This window comes from Massilibacteroides vaginae (genome assembly GCF_900178525.1).
GTDB classification, from domain to species: domain Bacteria; phylum Bacteroidota; class Bacteroidia; order Bacteroidales; family Tannerellaceae; genus Massilibacteroides; species Massilibacteroides vaginae.
Window position 1 is genome coordinate 582,239 of sequence record NZ_FXDJ01000009.1, and the last position, 18,697, is coordinate 600,935.

At 40.1% G+C, this 18,697-nt stretch carries 14 protein-coding genes and 1 tRNA gene; 5 read left to right on the forward strand and 10 right to left on the reverse strand.

What is annotated here, in order from left to right; genetic code table 11:
* Positions 1-8: 8 nt before the first annotated feature.
* The 4 genes from B9Y81_RS10950 to B9Y81_RS10965 form a co-directional block, all read right to left on the reverse strand.
* Entirely contained in the window at positions 9-2,474 is a 2,466-nt protein-coding gene (locus tag B9Y81_RS10950; RefSeq protein ID WP_085536967.1) for a bifunctional UDP-N-acetylmuramoyl-tripeptide:D-alanyl-D-alanine ligase/alanine racemase, read from the reverse strand.
* Between the two features lie 113 nt (positions 2,475-2,587).
* Positions 2,588-3,640 (reverse strand): DUF6807 domain-containing protein, encoded by a 1,053-nt coding sequence (locus B9Y81_RS10955; RefSeq protein ID WP_176221483.1) that lies wholly within the window; start codon positions 3,638-3,640, stop codon positions 2,588-2,590.
* Entirely contained in the window at positions 3,627-4,316 is a 690-nt protein-coding gene (locus B9Y81_RS10960; RefSeq protein WP_085536969.1) for an AIM24 family protein, read from the reverse strand. Before B9Y81_RS10960 ends, B9Y81_RS10955 begins: the two co-directional genes overlap by 14 nt.
* 321 nt (positions 4,317-4,637) lie before the next feature.
* The gene (locus tag B9Y81_RS10965; protein ID WP_139822917.1) at positions 4,638-5,270 is read right to left on the reverse strand and encodes a hypothetical protein; all 633 of its coding nucleotides are present in this window, start codon (positions 5,268-5,270) and stop codon (positions 4,638-4,640) included.
* A gap of 259 nt (positions 5,271-5,529) precedes the next feature.
* On the opposite strand from B9Y81_RS10965, the gene B9Y81_RS10970 reads away from it, so the two are divergent.
* Entirely contained in the window at positions 5,530-6,333 is an 804-nt protein-coding gene (locus tag B9Y81_RS10970; RefSeq protein WP_085536971.1) for a DUF4372 domain-containing protein, read from the forward strand.
* A gap of 83 nt (positions 6,334-6,416) precedes the next feature.
* Here the strand turns inward: B9Y81_RS10970 and B9Y81_RS10975 are convergent, their stop codons facing one another.
* Together B9Y81_RS10975 and B9Y81_RS10980 are read right to left on the reverse strand one after the other, a co-directional pair.
* Positions 6,417-7,571 carry a 6-bladed beta-propeller gene (locus tag B9Y81_RS10975; RefSeq protein WP_176221484.1) on the reverse strand — a complete coding sequence of 385 codons (1,155 nt, stop codon included), beginning with the start codon at positions 7,569-7,571 and terminating at the stop codon, positions 6,417-6,419.
* Positions 7,572-7,647: 76 nt separating this feature from the next.
* Positions 7,648-7,848: a hypothetical protein gene (locus tag B9Y81_RS10980; protein WP_085536973.1), complete on the reverse strand. Its 201-nt coding sequence runs from the start codon at positions 7,846-7,848 to the stop codon at positions 7,648-7,650.
* 145 nt (positions 7,849-7,993) lie between these two features.
* Here B9Y81_RS10980 and B9Y81_RS10985 point away from each other — a divergent pair, with 145 nt between their 5' ends.
* Positions 7,994-9,184: an IS4 family transposase gene (locus B9Y81_RS10985; RefSeq protein WP_245832438.1), complete on the forward strand. Its 1,191-nt coding sequence runs from the start codon at positions 7,994-7,996 to the stop codon at positions 9,182-9,184.
* A gap of 462 nt (positions 9,185-9,646) precedes the next feature.
* On the opposite strand, the gene B9Y81_RS10990 is transcribed toward B9Y81_RS10985, so the two are convergent.
* Complete coding sequence (locus B9Y81_RS10990) at positions 9,647-11,005, reverse strand: Gfo/Idh/MocA family oxidoreductase (protein WP_085536974.1); 1,359 nt, start codon at positions 11,003-11,005, stop codon at positions 9,647-9,649.
* A gap of 242 nt (positions 11,006-11,247) precedes the next feature.
* Positions 11,248-12,633 (reverse strand): Gfo/Idh/MocA family protein, encoded by a 1,386-nt coding sequence (locus B9Y81_RS10995; RefSeq protein ID WP_085536975.1) that lies wholly within the window; start codon positions 12,631-12,633, stop codon positions 11,248-11,250.
* 175 nt (positions 12,634-12,808) lie between these two features.
* Between B9Y81_RS10995 and B9Y81_RS11000 the strand changes: the two genes are divergently transcribed.
* The 3 genes from B9Y81_RS11000 (at position 12,809) to B9Y81_RS11010 (ending at position 17,403) form a co-directional block, all read left to right on the forward strand.
* A complete protein-coding gene (locus tag B9Y81_RS11000) occupies positions 12,809-14,947 on the forward strand; it encodes a S9 family peptidase (RefSeq protein ID WP_085536976.1) in 2,139 nt (712 codons plus the stop codon).
* A 142-nt stretch (positions 14,948-15,089) separates the two neighbouring features.
* Positions 15,090-15,638: a hypothetical protein gene (locus tag B9Y81_RS11005; RefSeq protein ID WP_085536977.1), complete on the forward strand. Its 549-nt coding sequence runs from the start codon at positions 15,090-15,092 to the stop codon at positions 15,636-15,638.
* A 115-nt stretch (positions 15,639-15,753) separates the two neighbouring features.
* Positions 15,754-17,403, forward strand: coding sequence for an IS1182 family transposase (locus tag B9Y81_RS11010; RefSeq protein ID WP_085535336.1), 1,650 nt, complete (start codon positions 15,754-15,756; stop codon positions 17,401-17,403).
* Between the two features lie 121 nt (positions 17,404-17,524).
* Here the strand turns inward: B9Y81_RS11010 and B9Y81_RS11015 are convergent.
* Positions 17,525-17,599 (reverse strand) — tRNA-Pro (locus B9Y81_RS11015).
* 33 nt (positions 17,600-17,632) lie between these two features.
* Positions 17,633-18,694 (reverse strand): 3-dehydroquinate synthase, encoded by a 1,062-nt coding sequence (aroB, locus tag B9Y81_RS11020; RefSeq protein ID WP_085536978.1) that lies wholly within the window; start codon positions 18,692-18,694, stop codon positions 17,633-17,635.
* Positions 18,695-18,697 lie beyond the last annotated feature (3 nt).

Consider the following 18,697-nt stretch of genomic DNA (forward strand, 5'->3'; position numbering starts at 1 on the left):
CTCAACAATTATTCTCTAAAATATACTCTTTTTACTCTCGGCGAAATGGAGGTAAGTATCTCATACGAAATAGTTTTCAGCTTTTCGGAAAGCTCGCCGACAGGAAGTTCTTCACCGAATACAATCACACGATCTCCTTCTTTTGCGTCAATATCAGTAACATCTATCATACAGGCATCCATACATATATTGCCAATGATCGGGCATCGCTTGCCGTTGATAACAACTTCCCCTCCTCCATTACTAAAATGCCTGTTTAATCCATCCGCGTATCCTATCGGTATAATTGCTATACGTGAATCGCGGTTTACAAAGCTCATCCGGCCGTATCCTACCGAATCACCGGACGGAATCTGTTGTATTTGCAGAATGATTGTACGGAGTGTGCTTACATTCCTTAAACCCTTTTGACCGGAAGCACTTACACCATACAAACCGATACCCAGCCGCACCATATCCATTTGCTGGCCGGGGAAACGTTCTATTCCCGCCGAATTAAGGATATGCCTCATCACTTTCTGCTGCAAACTTTCTTCCAGTTCAGCTGCCGCTTTCTCGAATTTCAGGAACTGCTGATTGGTGAAATCATCCAAACAAGGATCATCACTTCCTGCCAGATGAGAAAAAACCGTGCGCACCACAACTCCGGATTGTTCCTTAACACGCCGACCTATCTCCGCCATATCTTCCGGTTGAAATCCGAGGCGGTGCATGCCTGTGTCTACCTTTATATGTATCGGGTAAGATGTAATTCCGCGTCGTTCCGTTTCTCTAATCATGGCATCCAGCAAGCGAAAACTGTACACTTCCGGTTCCAGCAAGTTCTCGAACAGCACATTAAAACTACTGAACTCCGGATTCATCACAATGATCGGTATGGAAATTCCTTCTTTGCGAAGTGCCGCTCCCTCATCGGCTACGGCTACGGCGAGATAATCACAGCGATACTCCTGCAAGGTCTTCGCCAGCTCGTATGATCCGGCACCGTAACCAAAAGCTTTCACCATGCAAACTATTTTTGTTTCCGGTTTAAGCCGGGAGCGGTAATAGTTAAAATTATGCACCACCGCATCCAGATTCACTTCCAGAATCGTTTCATGTACTTTTTTTTCCAGCAGTTCCGAGATACGTTCAAAATGAAATCGACGGGACCCTTTGATCAGGATCAGTTCATCTTTAAACGACTTGAAGGTGACCGATTTGATAAAATCGTCAGTAGTTCGGAAAAATTCTTTTTGAATATCGAACTCCGATTCATACTCTTTAATATCACGTCCGATACCGATAATACGATCAACCTTCTTCCTTCGCACCATGTCTGCCACTTTCTTATATAAAGATTTCGGCAATGTACCTGATTGAAGAATATCCGAAAGGATCAATGTACTCTTCAGGTTCTTATTCACCCGGCGACTGGCCTGAAAATCTAATGCGATATCCAAAGAATTGATATCCGAATTATATGTATCGTTAATTAACAGACAATTGTTGATTCCCTCTTTCACATCAAGGCGCATGTCTACCGGTTCAAGTGAGGCTGTTTTTGATTCATCACTTACACTGGTTGGTTTAAGATAAAGAATCAATGCCAGACAATGCATCACGTTTTCGATGGAAGCATCGTCGGTAAAGGGTATTACAAATCGCTTGCTAAGTCCTAACATCGTACACTTGATCACAGTTTCCGTCTCTTTCTTTTCGATCGACTCAACAAACAACGGTGCTTCCGAATCCTTCCGGCTCCAGACAATCGCTTTATGTGATAAACACGACGACTCAATACAGTTCGCGATAAAGCCATTGTCTCCATCGTAAATAATCGCTTCGGCTTCATTAAACAAGGTTAGCTTTTCCATGCACTTTTGCGTTGTGGAAAGAAAATTCTCCTGGTGTGCTTCGCCTATATTGGTAATAATCCCGATTGTAGGAGCAATAATCGGCTGTAAACATTCCATCTCATCCGGTTGAGAAATGCCGGCCTCGAAAATCCCTAACGTATGTTTTTCGTTCATTTGCCATACGGAAAGAGGAACCCCTATCTGTGAATTATAGCTCCGCGGCGAACGTACAATATTAAAATCCTTATGCAACAACTGATAAAGAAACTCCTTAACAATCGTCTTCCCGTTACTTCCGGTAATACCGATCACCGGAATATCAAAACGCTTACGATGAAATGAGGTTAGTTTCTGCAACGCCTTGAGGGTGTCTTTCACAACAAGGAAATTCGCATCCTTCATGAGGTTGAATTCGGGCAGCAGTTCAGATACCACAAAATTACGAACCTTCAGGTGATATAATTCATCAACATATTTATGTCCATCGTTAGTCTTCGTTTTAAGTGCAAAAAAAAGACTCTGTTCCGGCAATGTTAATCTTCTGCTATCTATCAGTAATATGCTGATGGAAGTATCTGTTATTTCTTCAGTTTTCGCGTCAATAATACGCGCAACCTCTCTGATCGAATATTCCATTTTCTTTGCTTTTGATCTAAAAAAGTCTGGTTCTTTTTATCAAAGAAACATATTTTATCCTGAACTATATCCTCTATCCGCGTAAAAATCTATAAAATTTCATTAGTCGCTTCTCACTCAAAATGATAAAATAGCGCATTCAATTCCTCATCGGAAGCAAACCCGCCGGACTTTAACGCCAGTTTGTGTTTAATGCAAATCGAATCCCCCTTTTTAAGGGTACATTGTATCGGATCAAGTTCTTTATTAAACGCATTACGCCCTAAGTTATTAATCGAAAACAAACCATATCCCCGGGCATGACTACAAGCAGGATAACCGGGATTGTCCGGATGATCAATTATGGCAATAGATACAGGTAAGCCGTCTTTCTTTGCAGACAACACCACCCAGGAAGCTTGTTTTCCCCAAACATCATCTCCCATGGCTCCTTCGCTGTTTCGGTATACCCCGTTGGCATTACCCTGATTAACAATCTTCGCTTGCGACTGTTTGCCGTCCTTTCCTATAAAAAAGTCCGGTTTATCGGTCGCGGCTTCAAATTCACGGGCTACACGGATAGCAAAAAGTCCTTCTTTATTATCTTTCAGCGTGACTGTATCGCCCCATGCAGTCAATATAGTCACCCGTTCTATCGTCAAAAAGCTCCCTTCTTTTCTAAAAACATATCGCGCGTTTTCTTTCAACAACACTTCCTCTTTCAGGTTAATCCATTCAGACTCCGCCTCTATTTCCGCTCTATCCACTCCGCTTCCCACAAACCTGATTGCCTTATGCCTAACAGACCCATAGTGCATCTTTCGCTCCGGTGGTATAGCTGAAGAATTATTCCAAAAGTCCAACCCATTCACATCTCCGAAATTAAACCACACACCCACATGGTGCGGATGATCCGTCCGTTCATTCTGCCGGGGAGCTAAAGGATACCCTCTCGTAACCTCCACCCCATCCGGTGTAATCAAAGGGAATAACACCGGTTTATCTAATGTATTTGAATATAAATAAGAAGTAATCAGCTGCCCATTGTAGAGCACATCAATCTGCGGAGAACGCTCATTTTCAACAATTGAAAAACCTTCCGCTTTAACCTGAAAGGAAAAAGAAATCAACCCTCCAAGAAAGAGTAGTAAAACAGCAGGGCATTTTTTTAATTTACTCCGTGCCATACACTTCCTCATACGGTTGAACGATAACCCAACCTTCTCCTTCGAATTTCATTTGCAAGCTTTCGCCACTACTGCGTCCGATAAAGGTTTTAAAGGAGATATCTGTTTTAAACTCGGGAGTTAGATTGCCGGACCAAGCCACCGTTGCATTCGGATCGGTATAAATCGGATAACCGGGCTTTACCAATAAGGTTAGCGGATCACCGTGAGTGGTAATGGCAACATGACCTGTACCGCTAATACTTGCCTGAAAAAGACCTCCTCCCATGATTCCGGCAACACTTCTCATCAACTTAACGTCCGACTTTAACGACTCTTCGTGCGCCAGAATATCGTTACCACTAACATGGATTGCTTCATTTTCAAGATATAAAACACGTATTTTTTTAGCACAGTCTGCCACATAAACCCGTCCGGTTCCTATTGCTTTCATCATACTTGTTCCTTCACCGCCAACCGCTTTTTTCAATAAATTTCCAACGCCTTTGCTGAAAATACCTTCCCGCTCAAACTTAACACTTCCATCATAGGCAATCATTGCCCCCTTTTTGATCATTACGGTCTGTCTATTAATATTCAATTCCAGAATATACTCTTTTTCCAACTCGAATAACCCATTCTTAGAATCGTCTTGAACTGTTTCCTGTACTAATGATTGAATAGAATACTTTTTCATCTAACTTTTTTGTTTTTAAATACGAATAGTGCTTGCCAAAGATAGAGATTCTGCATGATTTAACGAGGAATATAAGAAAACATCTGTTTCTTTATTATCAACCCGACCGTTCCTCTTCGTTATCCCGACTGTCCCTTCCCTGTCATCTCGACCGGAGTGGAGAGATCTCTGCATGGGACTTCGTTCAATAATAATCAGACAGGATGAGATGTTTCGACAAGCTCAACATGACAATGTGGTTGGGATGAGATCCTTCGACAGGCTCAACATGACAATATGGTTGGGATGAGATCCTTCTTTCACTTTTGATATTAAGTATCATTATTCCTTCAAACTGATTAATTCATCAGTAATAATATTTAACACCTGTATTGAATCAAGTTCAGTTAATTCACCGCTAGCGTATTTGACCAAGTTATTACATAAAACGATTATCTTTCCCCATGGAGAACTCTCTTCAGGATCTGCTATTTGGCTACAACGAACTTCATTTGTTGACTTTCTGAAAAAATTAAAGTAGTCGCCATCTTCCATTGTTATGTGTATCACTCTATCTTCAATATCTGTAAGAATTCTAAATAAAACATCCAACCTATGAGCAAACTCTTCATTAATATCTTTATTATAGATTTGAAAATGCACAGAATCCCGGCAGCTTATATACCATAGATTATCCTGAAAAATGATAGTTTCAATTTTGAATACACTGTCATTCATTTTTATTATTTGAAAAGCATATTCCGGACTAAAAGAGGGCAATGCAACAAATCTGACAACATATTCTTCATGTAAATTCGTTGAAAGAATTTTCAGAAAATCTTTGTTATACTGTTCTATCTGCTTAGTAGAAGATGAACTTGCACATGAAAATGTTTGTCCTTTTACTAATAGTGAAGCGAATAATGCAAAAGAACAAATCAATATCAGTTTTTTTCTTTTATTTCCAGTATCCATATCCTCCATAATTATTAATAATATTATTCCATCCAATTACAGTTCCACTAATACCTATCAAATGAGAGAAAAGTAAATCTGCAGGACTATGTTCTGAATTCTTAGGATGTGTATGTGCTTTATTATATACCTTAGCTCATTGCTGTCCCATTAAAATCTAAAATAGTTCTTTGAAATATTTGAAATATAGTTAGTTAGGTCGGTTTTTCGAGCGCGACGATTTCAATTCATAACTTTGCAGTTCATAATAATTGCTATAATGAATAAAGAGAAGTATGTGTTTGCTCAATTGATCTCATTCTTGAACGAAGATAAGTTTCGGCGTATAGTTAACAAGTACCAAGGGAATCGCTATATAAAGCATTTCACTTGTTGGAATCAACTGCTTGCATTGATGTTCGGACAACTCTCCAACAGAGAAAGTTTGCGAGATTTGATTATCGCTCTTGATGCTCATCATTCCAAGTGTTATCATTTGGGTATGGGCAAAAATGTCTCAAAATCATCTTTGGCAAGAGCCAATCAAGATAGAGACTATCACATCTTTGAAGAGTATGCCTACTATCTGGTAAATGAAGCCAGAGAGAAGCGGAAGAATGTGCTTTCAGATATGGCTATCGAATTGATCGGATTCTATCCGAAGCAATACTATCCAGACAAACTTCGATTAGTCCGGTATTGGGATGAAGAACAAAAACGAGAGTTTGTATTTCTGACCAATGCAATGCACATTTCTGCTCTACAAGTTGCGGATTTGTATAAAAACCGATGGCAAGTAGAACTGTTTTTCAAATGGTTAAAACAGCACCTTAAGATCAAAAAGTTTTGGGGTACTACTGAGAATGCCGTTCGAATTCAAATTTATGCTGCCATATGTACATATTGCCTAGTGGCAATCATTCAACACGATATGCAACTGGGCAGAAGCACATACGAAGTTCTTCAAATATTAAGCATTTCATTAACCGACAAAACTCATCTTCGAGATCTTTTTGACAAAACTATATTTCAAAATGACAAAGAACGATTTGGACCAAATGGACCTAGCTTATTTAATTTTTAATTACGTCCCAATTTTAATGGGACACTAATGACTCAATAACATAAACTATAGATAAATTGATAACTAAATCAAGAATAGTATCTTTATTTTTTCGGTTGAGCAATTATAACAATAGGGTTATCGTCTTCTTGCATGTTTTTTATTAATACCTTAGCACGTGGGCTCAAGGAAGATGTGCCAACTCTTTCCACATATTCAAGTATTTCTTCTGGGATAATACGTCCTATAACTTCTTGCTTTTCGTTGATATGCGTGGGAATAAACACAGGCAGCCCATCTATATCATTCAAGAAACCATAATTTCTATCGTATATCGAAGAGGAATTAACGAAAACTTGCTTGCTTCGTTTATCATAATATCCACAGTAAAGCCCAAAAGCGTTATGACCAATTCCATAGTTAAAGAAAATGTAGCGAGAGGTTTCACGTACCAGATGTAATATCTTTTTATCTTTTACAGAGTTTTCCTCTATCGATTTGGCATAAGGTTTGTTCCCTGTACGAACCACAAAATGAGGAATCAAAGTTTCATCTGTTATTTGATATGCTGTGTCTCCTAAAAAACCTGGTGTCACGTAAAGCTTATTCTCCAAATAATAAAATAAAGAAAATCCACCAGGTTGATCATCTCGAGTAAACAACTTTGGATCGAAAAAAGAATAATTAGGATATGTTTTATATACCGTGCCGTTTTTGTCAATTTCTTTAAGTTTAATTGGTTCGTTTCCATTTTTATTTGAAACAGTTACAATATATCTATCATTTCCTAAAGACCATAAATATTGACCATCAGGATTCCCGTCTACTATTGTTTTAAGTCTTCCGGTTTCAATATCATAACCTTTAAGCCGCGTCACATCGTGGGCATATATAATATTATTTTTTTCATCTAAGGGATTAGAATGTAGCATAAACCGTCTATACTCTTCCGGTCCTCCTCCCTCTTTACTTATTTGATGAATAAATTTCCCAGTTTTTCTATCAAACAAACAAGCTTTCTTAAAAATATCTATAGCTACTATATATTTAGCTGTAACATAATATCTAGAAGTTGGAGTTAATAAACCATCAGGGTGAGTTTCAAGAGGGATATATTCTACTTTATCGAAAATTGAACTCATCGGGATATTTCCTTGTTTTGCTTTTGTTAAATCAATAGTAAAACAAGAGTTCTGAGAATACATAAAGGGCGCTATTATCATCCCACAAAGCAAAATAAATAAAATTCTGTATTTCATAAACATGGTATTTTATTCAAAAAATATCTGAAGAAGAGAATTTAAATCTCTTCTTCAGATATTTTGAAAAAACTTATTAGCTATAACATCTCACATCTTGACCTGCAGAAGACCAAACTCCCATCCATGCAGAAGCAACTTCCCAACTATTAGTAGAGAAGCTACCACCGTCACTACTACCTGATCTGTAACACGTCCATCCTCCTTTTACTTTTTTCATTTCATCAGGTGTTAAAACTGTTTTTCCACCCAAGCTAATTTTACTTAATTTTCTCATTGTAATAATTTATTAAATTGTTACATTGCTGTCCCATTAAAATCTAAAATAGTTCTTTGAAATATTTGAAATATAGTTAGTTAGGTCGGTTTTTCGAGCGCGACGATTTCAATTCATAACTTTGCAGTTCATAATAATTGCTATAATGAATAAAGAGAAGTATGTGTTTGCTCAATTGATCTCATTCTTGAACGAAGATAAGTTTCGGCGTATAGTTAACAAGTACCAAGGGAATCGCTATATAAAGCATTTCACTTGTTGGAATCAACTGCTTGCATTGATGTTCGGACAACTCTCCAACAGAGAAAGTTTGCGAGATTTGATTATCGCTCTTGATGCTCATCATTCCAAGTGTTATCATTTGGGTATGGGCAAAAATGTCTCAAAATCATCTTTGGCAAGAGCCAATCAAGATAGAGACTATCACATCTTTGAAGAGTATGCCTACTATCTGGTAAATGAAGCCAGAGAGAAGCGCGTCGCTACCATCTTTAAACTCGGAGGAAACGTATATGCGTTCGATTCGACAACCATTAATCTGTGTCTTACTGTATTCTGGTGGGCTAAATTCCGCAAGAAGAAAGGCGGAATTAAAGTACATACATTATATGATGTAGAAACACAGATACCGGCATTCTTTCATATCACTGAAGCGGCAGTACACGATTCAAAGGCGATGAAAGAAATACCTTATGATCCGGGGTCATACTACATCTTTGATCGTGCATACAGTAATTTCAAAATGTTGTATAAGATTCATCAGATTGAAGCATACTTCGTTATTAGGGCAAAAAAGAATCTGCAATACAAACCCATTAAATGGAAACGAAGGATGCCGAAGAATGTGCTTTCAGATATGGCTATCGAATTGATCGGATTCTATCCGAAGCAATACTATCCAGACAAACTTCGATTAGTCCGGTATTGGGATGAAGAACAAAAACGAGAGTTTGTATTTCTGACCAATGCAATGCACATTTCTGCTCTACAAGTTGCGGATTTGTATAAAAACCGATGGCAAGTAGAACTGTTTTTCAAATGGTTAAAACAGCACCTTAAGATCAAAAAGTTTTGGGGTACTACTGAGAATGCCGTTCGAATTCAAATTTATGCTGCCATATGTACATATTGCCTAGTGGCAATCATTCAACACGATATGCAACTGGGCAGAAGCACATACGAAGTTCTTCAAATATTAAGCATTTCATTAACCGACAAAATCATCTTCGAGATCTTTTTGACAAAACTATATTTCAAAATGACAAAGAACGATTTGGACCAAATGGACCTAGCTTATTTAATTTTTAATTACGTCCCAATTTTAATGGGACACTAATGAACCTAAATAATTTCGGATTAAAAAAATAAAGCAATCGCAATATACTATTCTTTTGTTGTAAAACAACATCAAACACGTCATTTTTTCTGTCATCCCCGACCGTTCCTCTTTGTCGTTCCGGCTATCTTCTTTGTCATCCCGACCGCTCCTCTTTTCAACCAAACTGCTCCTCTTTGTTATCCCGACTGTCCCTTCCCTGTCATCCCGACCGAAGTGGAGGGATCTCTGCATGGAGCTTCGTTCAATGGGAGGGGAATATGCACAGGAAAAAACAACATAGTAATGTCTTTCAAAACATAAAGGTTATTTTTTCAAATATAAAGGTTATTTTTTGAAAAATATCCTTTATGTTTTTTGGCTTTTTATGTCATTGAATATCAACGACTTATAAACACCCTCGAAATTGACGGTTTAGAGGGGGAAAACAGGCGGATTTTCAACCGCCTGTTTTAAGGGTTTTCAATAGATAAATGGTTTTCCGCCTGCAAGAATTTGCTTTGTGTTTTCGTCGAATACGACTCTTTGCCCGGTGCGGTATGCGGCATTTGCCATTCCGCAAGCTATGGCATGACTATATCCTGCTTCAACCGGACAGTTCGTTTTTTTGTTTTTTGTTTTTACGCATTCCATCCAGTTGCGCATATGGGCGGATGTTAACGGATCGCCTCCGGTATTCGCTCCCGCTTCCGCATGTGTTTCCGGGAGTTTGAATGGCTCTAATAAATTAGGTTGCATATTCATAGCGGCAGCTTCCCGTTCTCTCATTCCACCGGTTGGGGTAACTTCGTTTGTATCCAGATTAAGCATTCCGCCGTTTGAGTAATATAGTTCTTTTACATCGCCGGCGCTATTGCTAAAACGGGAAGAGTAGACCACCTGAAAGCCCTTTTGCGGATTATCTGTCGGTCCGTAGTCAAACACGGCAGTCAGGGTGTCGGCATTTGTGCGCCCATCGGGCCATTGATAGATGCCCCCGTTGGCCACCACGCTGCGGGGATATTTCAACTTGGTAAACCAATGCACGGTATCAATCTGATGGCACATCCATTGCCCCGGAATACCGGAGGAATAAGGCCAGAACAAACGATACTCCAGGTATTTTCTGGGATCCCAGGTAGTTGGTGGACGGTTCATCTGATAGCGCACCCAATCCACATCTTCCTCACGGATGGAGGCGCATTCTTTTGGTCTTCTCCAACGCCCGGGCTGGTTTACGTTCCAACACATTTCTACCATATTAATATTTCCGAATTTACCCGATTCTATGTATTCGGAGGCCGCTTTGTAATTTGCGCCGCTACGCCGTTGCGATCCGATCTGCACAACAATTCCGGCAGCAAGGCAGGCAGTCAACGCTTCATTGGCATCGTTCATCGTTTCGGCAAACGGTTTTTCCACGTAAGCATCTTTTCCAGCTTTCGCCGCTTCAACCAAATGCAACGCGTGTTGGAAATCCGCTGTGCTTATAATTACCGCATCTATATCTTTGCGGTCATAAAGTTCTTCATTGTTGCGGCAAGAAGCGATATCCCATCCTGTTTTTTCTTTCAGAAAAGCCTGTCCCGCTTCCCTGCGAACACTCCAGATATCCGACAATGCCACAAATTCGAAATTCAGCTCCTTTGCATGATTCATAAAACAAGGAAAGAGCGAACCTTTAAAGCGGTCTGAAAAGCCAACGACGCCCACTTGTATCCTATCGTTTGCCCCTATTACACGTCCATAACTACGAGCAGAAAGTCCGGTCGCAAAGCCACCGAATGTTAATCCGGCTACACCGGCTGTGGCTTTTTTAATAAAATCTCTTCTGGTTGACATGGTGATGTTAATATTATTTGTGAGGGTGTTCTAAAAGTTGGTATTGTTGTACATATATTTAGAGCCTGTTTAAATTTTGCTCGTTGCTGTTTTGAGAATTGTTTTCGAGGATATTTTCTTGTTTTAAAGAGGAGCATAGCGGGCTATGTGACGAAATAAAACAAGGGAATAGACCGAAAAGAAACTCAAAACAGGACGAAAAAACAACATAATATTATTCTTTGGAAAATTTAAACAGGCTCTTACACTATTCGTGTATACTGTTTATTCGCTTCGGGTTTAACCGACGTAAGATCCGCGATTTTCACCGGCTGCCCACTCGCGATACTTTTGCGTGCGGCAATACCTACTAAGCAAGCCAAGGCTCCGTCTCTTGCTCCGGCGCATTGTTTCAATGGGTCGGGCGTATTCGGGATGAATATCTGATCTTGCAATAGCGCATCGCCACCACCATGTCCGGAGGTGCCATGAGGTATATGGATATACTCCCGTTTTTTGAAGTTGCGGAAAAGAACAATTTCATCGTAATTTGCATCACTAACGGGTTTGGATTCTTGTATCCAGGCATCGATACGTCCTTTCGTTCCGTTGAAAGCTATGCGGTATCCTTCATAAGGGGAATAAGTGGTCAACGAATAGGAAACCTGCACTCCATTTTTATAGCTGATGCTTGCGGCCATCTTGTCAAAGATATTGACATCATTTTTAAACACACAGCCATCACGAAGATAGCCATCGTATTTTTCATTTTCAACATAAATTTTCCGGTAATAATCATTCTTGGTTACATCCCAAAAGAAATTACAGTCTTTGGTGTGATTGCATGTACGGCAGTTTTCCGCGCGGAAAGGACCGTTCTTTCCATAAAATTCCAAAGAGCCCAATCCGAATACCGTTTCCGGATCACTATCGATCCACCAGTTCAGGAGGTCAAAGTGATGGCTTGCTTTATGCACCCAAAGCGAACCGCCCTTTTCCACCAATCTATGCCATCGCCGGAAGTAATCCGCTCCATGCGATGTGTCTAAGTACCAGTGAAAATCTACAGAGGTTAGTTCACCAATCTCGCCGGCGCGCAGCATCTCCCAGATTTTGGCACGGTGTGGAGAGTAGCGGTAGTTAAACGTGACCCGGCAGTTCTTTCCCGTTCTTTTTTCAGCGTCCAGAATAGCCTGTATCTTTTGTTCGTCAATCGTCATTGGTTTTTCGGTCAGCACATTCGCGCCCAATTCCATACCGCGGATTATAAATTCATGGTGTGTAGCATCGACTGTTGTTACGATCAGCAGATCCGGTTTTGTATCTGCCATCATTTTTTCGAAGTCGGTAAACGTCGGACAACTCGCCCCGATATATTCTTTCCCGAAAGCAAGACGCCCGGGATTAATATCGCATAAACCAACAAATTCGAGTTGGTCGGAATAGCGTTTCACCAGATCACGCCCCCACATGCCACATCCGCGTGAGCCTGTGCCGATAAGGGCAACCTTTGTTTTTTTAGTAAGGGCGGCCGTCGAACTCAGTTCTTCCGCGTTCAGATTTGACGGATTAAGCAAAGCAGTGCCGGCAATAGCACCTGTAGAGGCTAAGAAATGCCTCCTGGACATAGATTTAAGCTGATTTTTCATTTTCTTATAATTGGTTTTTATTACTATGTATTTTATGGTTTCTTTAAGAACTTGGATGAGCTGCCGAATATATGTGACTAAATTACAATATTTTTTTTCACCAACACAAATATCTTTCTATCATTAATATGTACTTTTGCATATTGTCTTAACATTGCACTTAATACAGCGTATTATGAAAGAAATCAGTTTTTTGGCACTAAGTTTGCTTCTTATTATGGGATGCGTGGAAAATAAAAAAGTAATATTTAAAACGGCGACACCTCCTGTTGCTGTTAAGAAAGAACATGTAAGAGAGATACATGGAGACAAAGTAGTTGATCCTTATTACTGGATGTACGATTTTTTCGGCAAAGGTCCGGACAGCACCTTGGTAGTGGATTATCTGAAAGCGGAAAACGCTTATGTAGACACGGTTATGAGCGGAACTGTTGCTTTTCAGGAGGCTTTATTTAATGAAATGAAAGCCCGAATCAAGGAAAAAGACGAGAGTGTTCCGGTATTCAAAAACGGCTATTATTACTATACCCGGACAGAAGAGGGTTTGGAATATTTTAAATATTGCCGTAAAAAAGGCTCGCTCGACGCACCCGAAGAGATTCTACTCGACGTGGATGCCCTGGCGGAAGGTCATGCTTACTATGCAGCCGGAGGTTTTTCGGTTAGTGAAGACAATAAGTTACTGGCCTACGGCGTGGATAATGTGAGCCGCAGACAATATACAATTTACATCAAAAACCTGGAAACCGGCGAACTTTATCCGGAAGCAATCGCCAATACAAGCGGCGGTTCGGTTTGGGCAAACGATAATAAGACTTTATATTATACTTCAAAAAACGAGAAAACACTGTTGTCTGAAAAAATCAAACGCCATACCCTCGGAACCGACGCCTCAAAAGACGCGACTGTTTACGAAGAATCAGATAAGAGTAATTACATCGGCGTGGGAAAGAGTAAAAACAATCAGTACATCATGATTTATTCGCAAGCAACTCTTTCTGCTGAACTATTACTGGCTGACGCGTCAAAGGCAGACGCGCAATTCAAGTCTTTCCAGCCTCGTTTGAAGGATGTATTGTATGATGTTATTCCGCTTGAGAATGAATTCCTGATCCTGACCAATAAAGACGCTGTGAATTTCCGGTTAATGAAATGCCCGATCGACAACACAGGTGTTGAAAACTGGACAGACGTAATTGCTCATCGCAAGGATGTATTGATTGAAAGCGTGGATGAGTTTAAAAACTTCTTAGTTGTGGAAGAACGCAAAGAGGGATTGATTCAGTTTCGCGTGATTAACCGATCGACAGGCGATGAGCACTATATTGATTTCGGAGAGCCAACCTATATGGCTTACACGGCATCAAATCCGGAATACGAAACAGCCAAGGTGCGTTATGGGTACACTTCACTAACAACACCGAGTTCTACGTATGATTACAACATGGACACGCATGAAAAAACGCTACTGAAGCAACGTGAAGTACTTGGCGGCTACAACAGTGACGAATATCAGGCAGAACGCATCTACGCGACAGCTAAAGACGGAACGAAGGTGCCCATTTCGTTAGTTTATAAGAAAGGGAGCAAACGGGATGGGAAAACGCCTTTACTGCTTTATGCTTACGGAAGTTATGGCGCGAGTATGGATGCCGCGTTCAGCAGCAACCGGTTAAGCTTACTAAACCGCGGATTCACTTATGCCATCGCACATATCCGCGGCGGACAAGAAATGGGACGGCAATGGTATGAAGACGGCAAGCTGATGAAAAAGAAAAATACGTTTACCGATTATATTAATTGTGCCGAATTTCTGATCCAGGAAAAATACACCGCCGCAGAACACCTGTATGCCGAAGGTGGTAGCGCCGGAGGTTTATTAATGGGTGCGGTAATAAATATGGCTCCACAGCTATGGCGAGGTGTTATTGCTGCCGTTCCGTTTGTGGATGTAGTAAACACCATGCTTGACGAAAGTATACCGTTAACCACAAATGAATTCGACGAGTGGGGAAATCCGAAAGAAAAAGACGCTTACCTGTATTTGAAAAGCTACAGCCCATACGAAAATATCGAGAAAAAAGACTATCCGAATATGTTGGTCACCACCGGATTGCACGACAGTCAGGTACAATACTTCGAGCCGGCTAAATGGGTAGCTAAACTCCGTGATACAAAGACCGACAACAATGTGCTGCTGCTGAAAACCAACATGGAGTTCGGTCACGGAGGTGCAAGCGGTCGCTTTGATTATCTAAAAGATATTGCCTTGGAATACGCGTTTTTCCTGAGTCTGGAAGGTATAACCGAATAAAGATACATGTAGCAAAAAATTTGCAGATATCACAATTAACAAATGTCTTTTTTTTGGGGATGTTGCTAATATTTAATAATTTATACATATATTTGCAGGCGACTAATTAAATTGTTTTATTCAAATTTTTAACTATTATTTCATGAAGAAATTATTTTTTTCACTGTTATGTGTATTTATCGTTGCCGGAGCATCGGCACAATCGTTTAACAAAGGAGACAAAGTATTAAATGTTGGTATCGGATTAGGCAACAGCCTGTATAATGGCAGTGGCTTTAAAACATCTATCCCTCCACTTTCCGCTTCTTTTGAATATGGCGTAGTTGATCATCTGTTTGATGATAAAAGTTCTATCGGTGTTGGAGGTTATTTCGGATATACATCCAGCAAATATTCTTGGGGTAATGAATATGATTACAAGTATTCAAGTGCAGTTGTTGGAGCCAGAGGTAGTTTACATTATGCTTTTGTAGACAAACTGGACACATACACCGGTATAGGATTAGGATACAACATCGTATCAGGAAAATCAGACTATAAAGATTTAGGACGTTATTCAGCAGAATCGAGTGCTTTGTATTGGGCTTGGTATTTAGGTGCCCGTTATTATTTCACCGATTCTTTTGCCGGCATGGCAGAAGTAGGCTATGACGTAGCTTACCTAACCATTGGCGTAGCATTCAAGTTCTAAGTCAAAACACTCAGTATATAACAAAAAGAGGGTGTCCAAAAAGTTTTGGACATCCTTTTTTTATTGCTCTTTTTTTATTATATTTAAGTCATAAAACAAAGACAATCATTGCTTTATGGCCAAAATATCATGGAAACCCTACAATCAGGGGCAAGGTGTTCTTTTTCCGGTAAGTATAGACAGTAAGATACCTGAAGATCACCCCGTTCGTTTAGTCAATCATATTGTTGACGAGCTTGACTTATCCGACATTGATTTTGGATATAAAGGAGGAGGCAATAGTAGTTACCACCCCCGGATGTTGCTAAAGATTCTTTTTTACGCCTATCTGAACAATGTCTATTCCTGTCGAAAAATAGCCGCTCAATTAGAACAAAACATTTATTACATCTGGCTCTCTGGCGATCAACAGCCTAATTTCAGGACAATAAACAACTTCCGTTCGCTTCGTCTAAAGCAGAGTATCCATAAGCTATTTGTTCAGATCGTCTTCATTCTGGTAGATATGGGCTACATCAGTTTGAAAGAACTCTATGTAGATGGCACTAAGTTGGAGAGCCGTGCTAACCGATACACTTTTGTATGGCGCAAAAGCGTTGAAAGAAATAAGGCTAAGCTGGAATCTAAAATACATGGTATTCTCTCTCAGATAGAAGACGGTATTACTCAAGACAATGCTCCCGATGATGAGCCTCCTACCCCCATCAACAGTCGGGAATTGAAAGAAAGGATACAGCAGATAAACCGGGAGAACCGTAGTAAAGAAGAACTTAAACAAATCAAAACGCTGGAAGATAAACATTTGCCAAAACTTCAGGAGTACGAAGAAAAGTTGGATACTCTGGGGGAGCGTAATAGCTTTGGCAAAACCGATACGGATTCAACTTTTATGCGCATGAAAGAGGACCATATGAGAAACGGACAGTTAAAGCCCGCGTATAATCTTCAAATAGGTACAGAAAACCAATTTATAACACACTATGATCTCTTTCCTAATCCAACAGACACATTGACTCTTATCCCTTTTATGAATGGATTTGAAAGCAACTACAAGATACGTCCTGAACAGCTTTGTGCCGACTCGGGTTATGGAAGTGAAGAGAATTATACTTACCTGGAAAAGAAAGAAATCGAGGCTTATGTAAAATACAATTATTTTCACAAAGAAGAGAAACGTTCCTTTAAAAACAATGCATTTCTACAGGACAACCTCTATTACAATAAGGAGAAAGACTATTTCATCTGTCCGATGGGGCAACAAATGAAAAAGATTTATACGACAAATCGTAAAACTCAAAGTGGCTTTGTTTCAGAGATAAGTGTTTACAAAGCCAGCCGTTGTCAAGGTTGTCCGCTCAGGAGTTTATGCCATAAGTCAGAAAACGACAGACAAATACAGGTTAATCATAAGCTAAGGGAGTATAAACGGAAAGCCCGTGAAAGGCTTACCTCGGAAGAAGGTCTACGAATGCGAAAGCGACGCCCCATAGAACCCGAAGCTGTTTTCGGTCAAATCAAATACAATAAAGCTTACAATCGGTTCCGCCATCAATCAAAAGAGAAAGTGGCAATGGATTTTGCTGTCTTTGCTATAGCCTTTAACCTGCTCAAACTATATCGAAAGCAGAAAAAGGCAGTTTTTGCTCAAAAAAGAACGGTAAAAAACAAGAATGTAGAACTTTTTAGAGTCTATCAACACCACGAAGAGAGAAAAACTCAGATTATAAATCTGACAAAGCTAAATCAACAAAAGAACGCAGCATAAAAAGATAAAAGAGAGTGCCCTTGTGGGACACCCTCTTTTTTATGCCATTCACCCAACTTACAAGACATAAAAAAAGCCTTCAAAATCTCTCTAAAGTAGATTTTAAAGGCTTTTCGGTTAGTCGGGGTGAGACGATTCGAACGTCCGACCACTCGCCCCCCAGACGAGTACTCTAACCGGGCTGAGCTACACCCCGCTTAATGTGAGTGCAAAAGTATTCTTTTTTTTATTAGATTCCAAAGCTTTCCCTGTAAAAATCAAGTGCGCCAAGGATCTGTTGCTTATCGACTGATTGGTTGATCTGAACTTCTCCGATAGCAGACAGCAGCGTGAAGTTAATAACTCCCCCTTCGTTCTTCTTGTCGTGTGTCATCAATTCATACAAGCTTTCGTAATCATCGCAATCGTGTATAAATGGAGGATAATACGTTTTGATATAGTAAACGATCTGAGATAGTTCGCTCATCGGAAAGCCGCAAGCTTTATGCGAAAGGTATAATTCGCCTATCAAGCCGGCAGCAACAGCGTGACCATGAAGTAAGGGACTATTCTTCTTAAAAGAAAGACTTTCGTAAGCATGTCCGATTGTATGGCCCAAGTTTAACGCCTTCCGGATACCTCTCTCCTTAGGATCTTCTTCTACAATACGTTCCTTAATGGCAACCGATTGAGCAACGAGAGTGTCTAACTGATTTAAATCACCCGAATCCGGCTCAAATGAAAAGACATCCGCATAGACTTCTTTGGAAGATATTAACGCGTGCTTTATCATTTCGGCATAACCGGACAGGATATTCGCATGGTCTAATGTACGTAGAAATTTGTTGTAGATAAAAACACAAAGAGGTGGATAAAATGATCCGATCTCATTCTTCAGTCCATTGAAATTAATTCCTGTTTTTCCTCCTACAGCGGCGTCAACCGAAGCCATCAGGGTAGTCGGGATATTGATTGTTTGTATACCGCGTTTGAATGTCGCGCCTACAAAGCCACCCATATCTGTTATCATTCCACCACCAAGATTAATCAATAATGAGTTACGCGACGCACCGCTTTCGCATAAGCATGTCCACAACCGGGAAACCTCATCTATATTTTTGTGGGTATCACCGGCTCCGACCGTAAAAACCGGAGCTGATGACAGTAATGATATTTCTTTCAAAACAGGATAACAGTCTTTCAGCGTATTTTCATCCGTCAGAATGAATACCTTATCGAACTTCAACGCTTTGAGATACGCCTCCAGTTCTACCTTCAGATCTTTGCAAATGACGACTTTCCGTTTATCCATAAA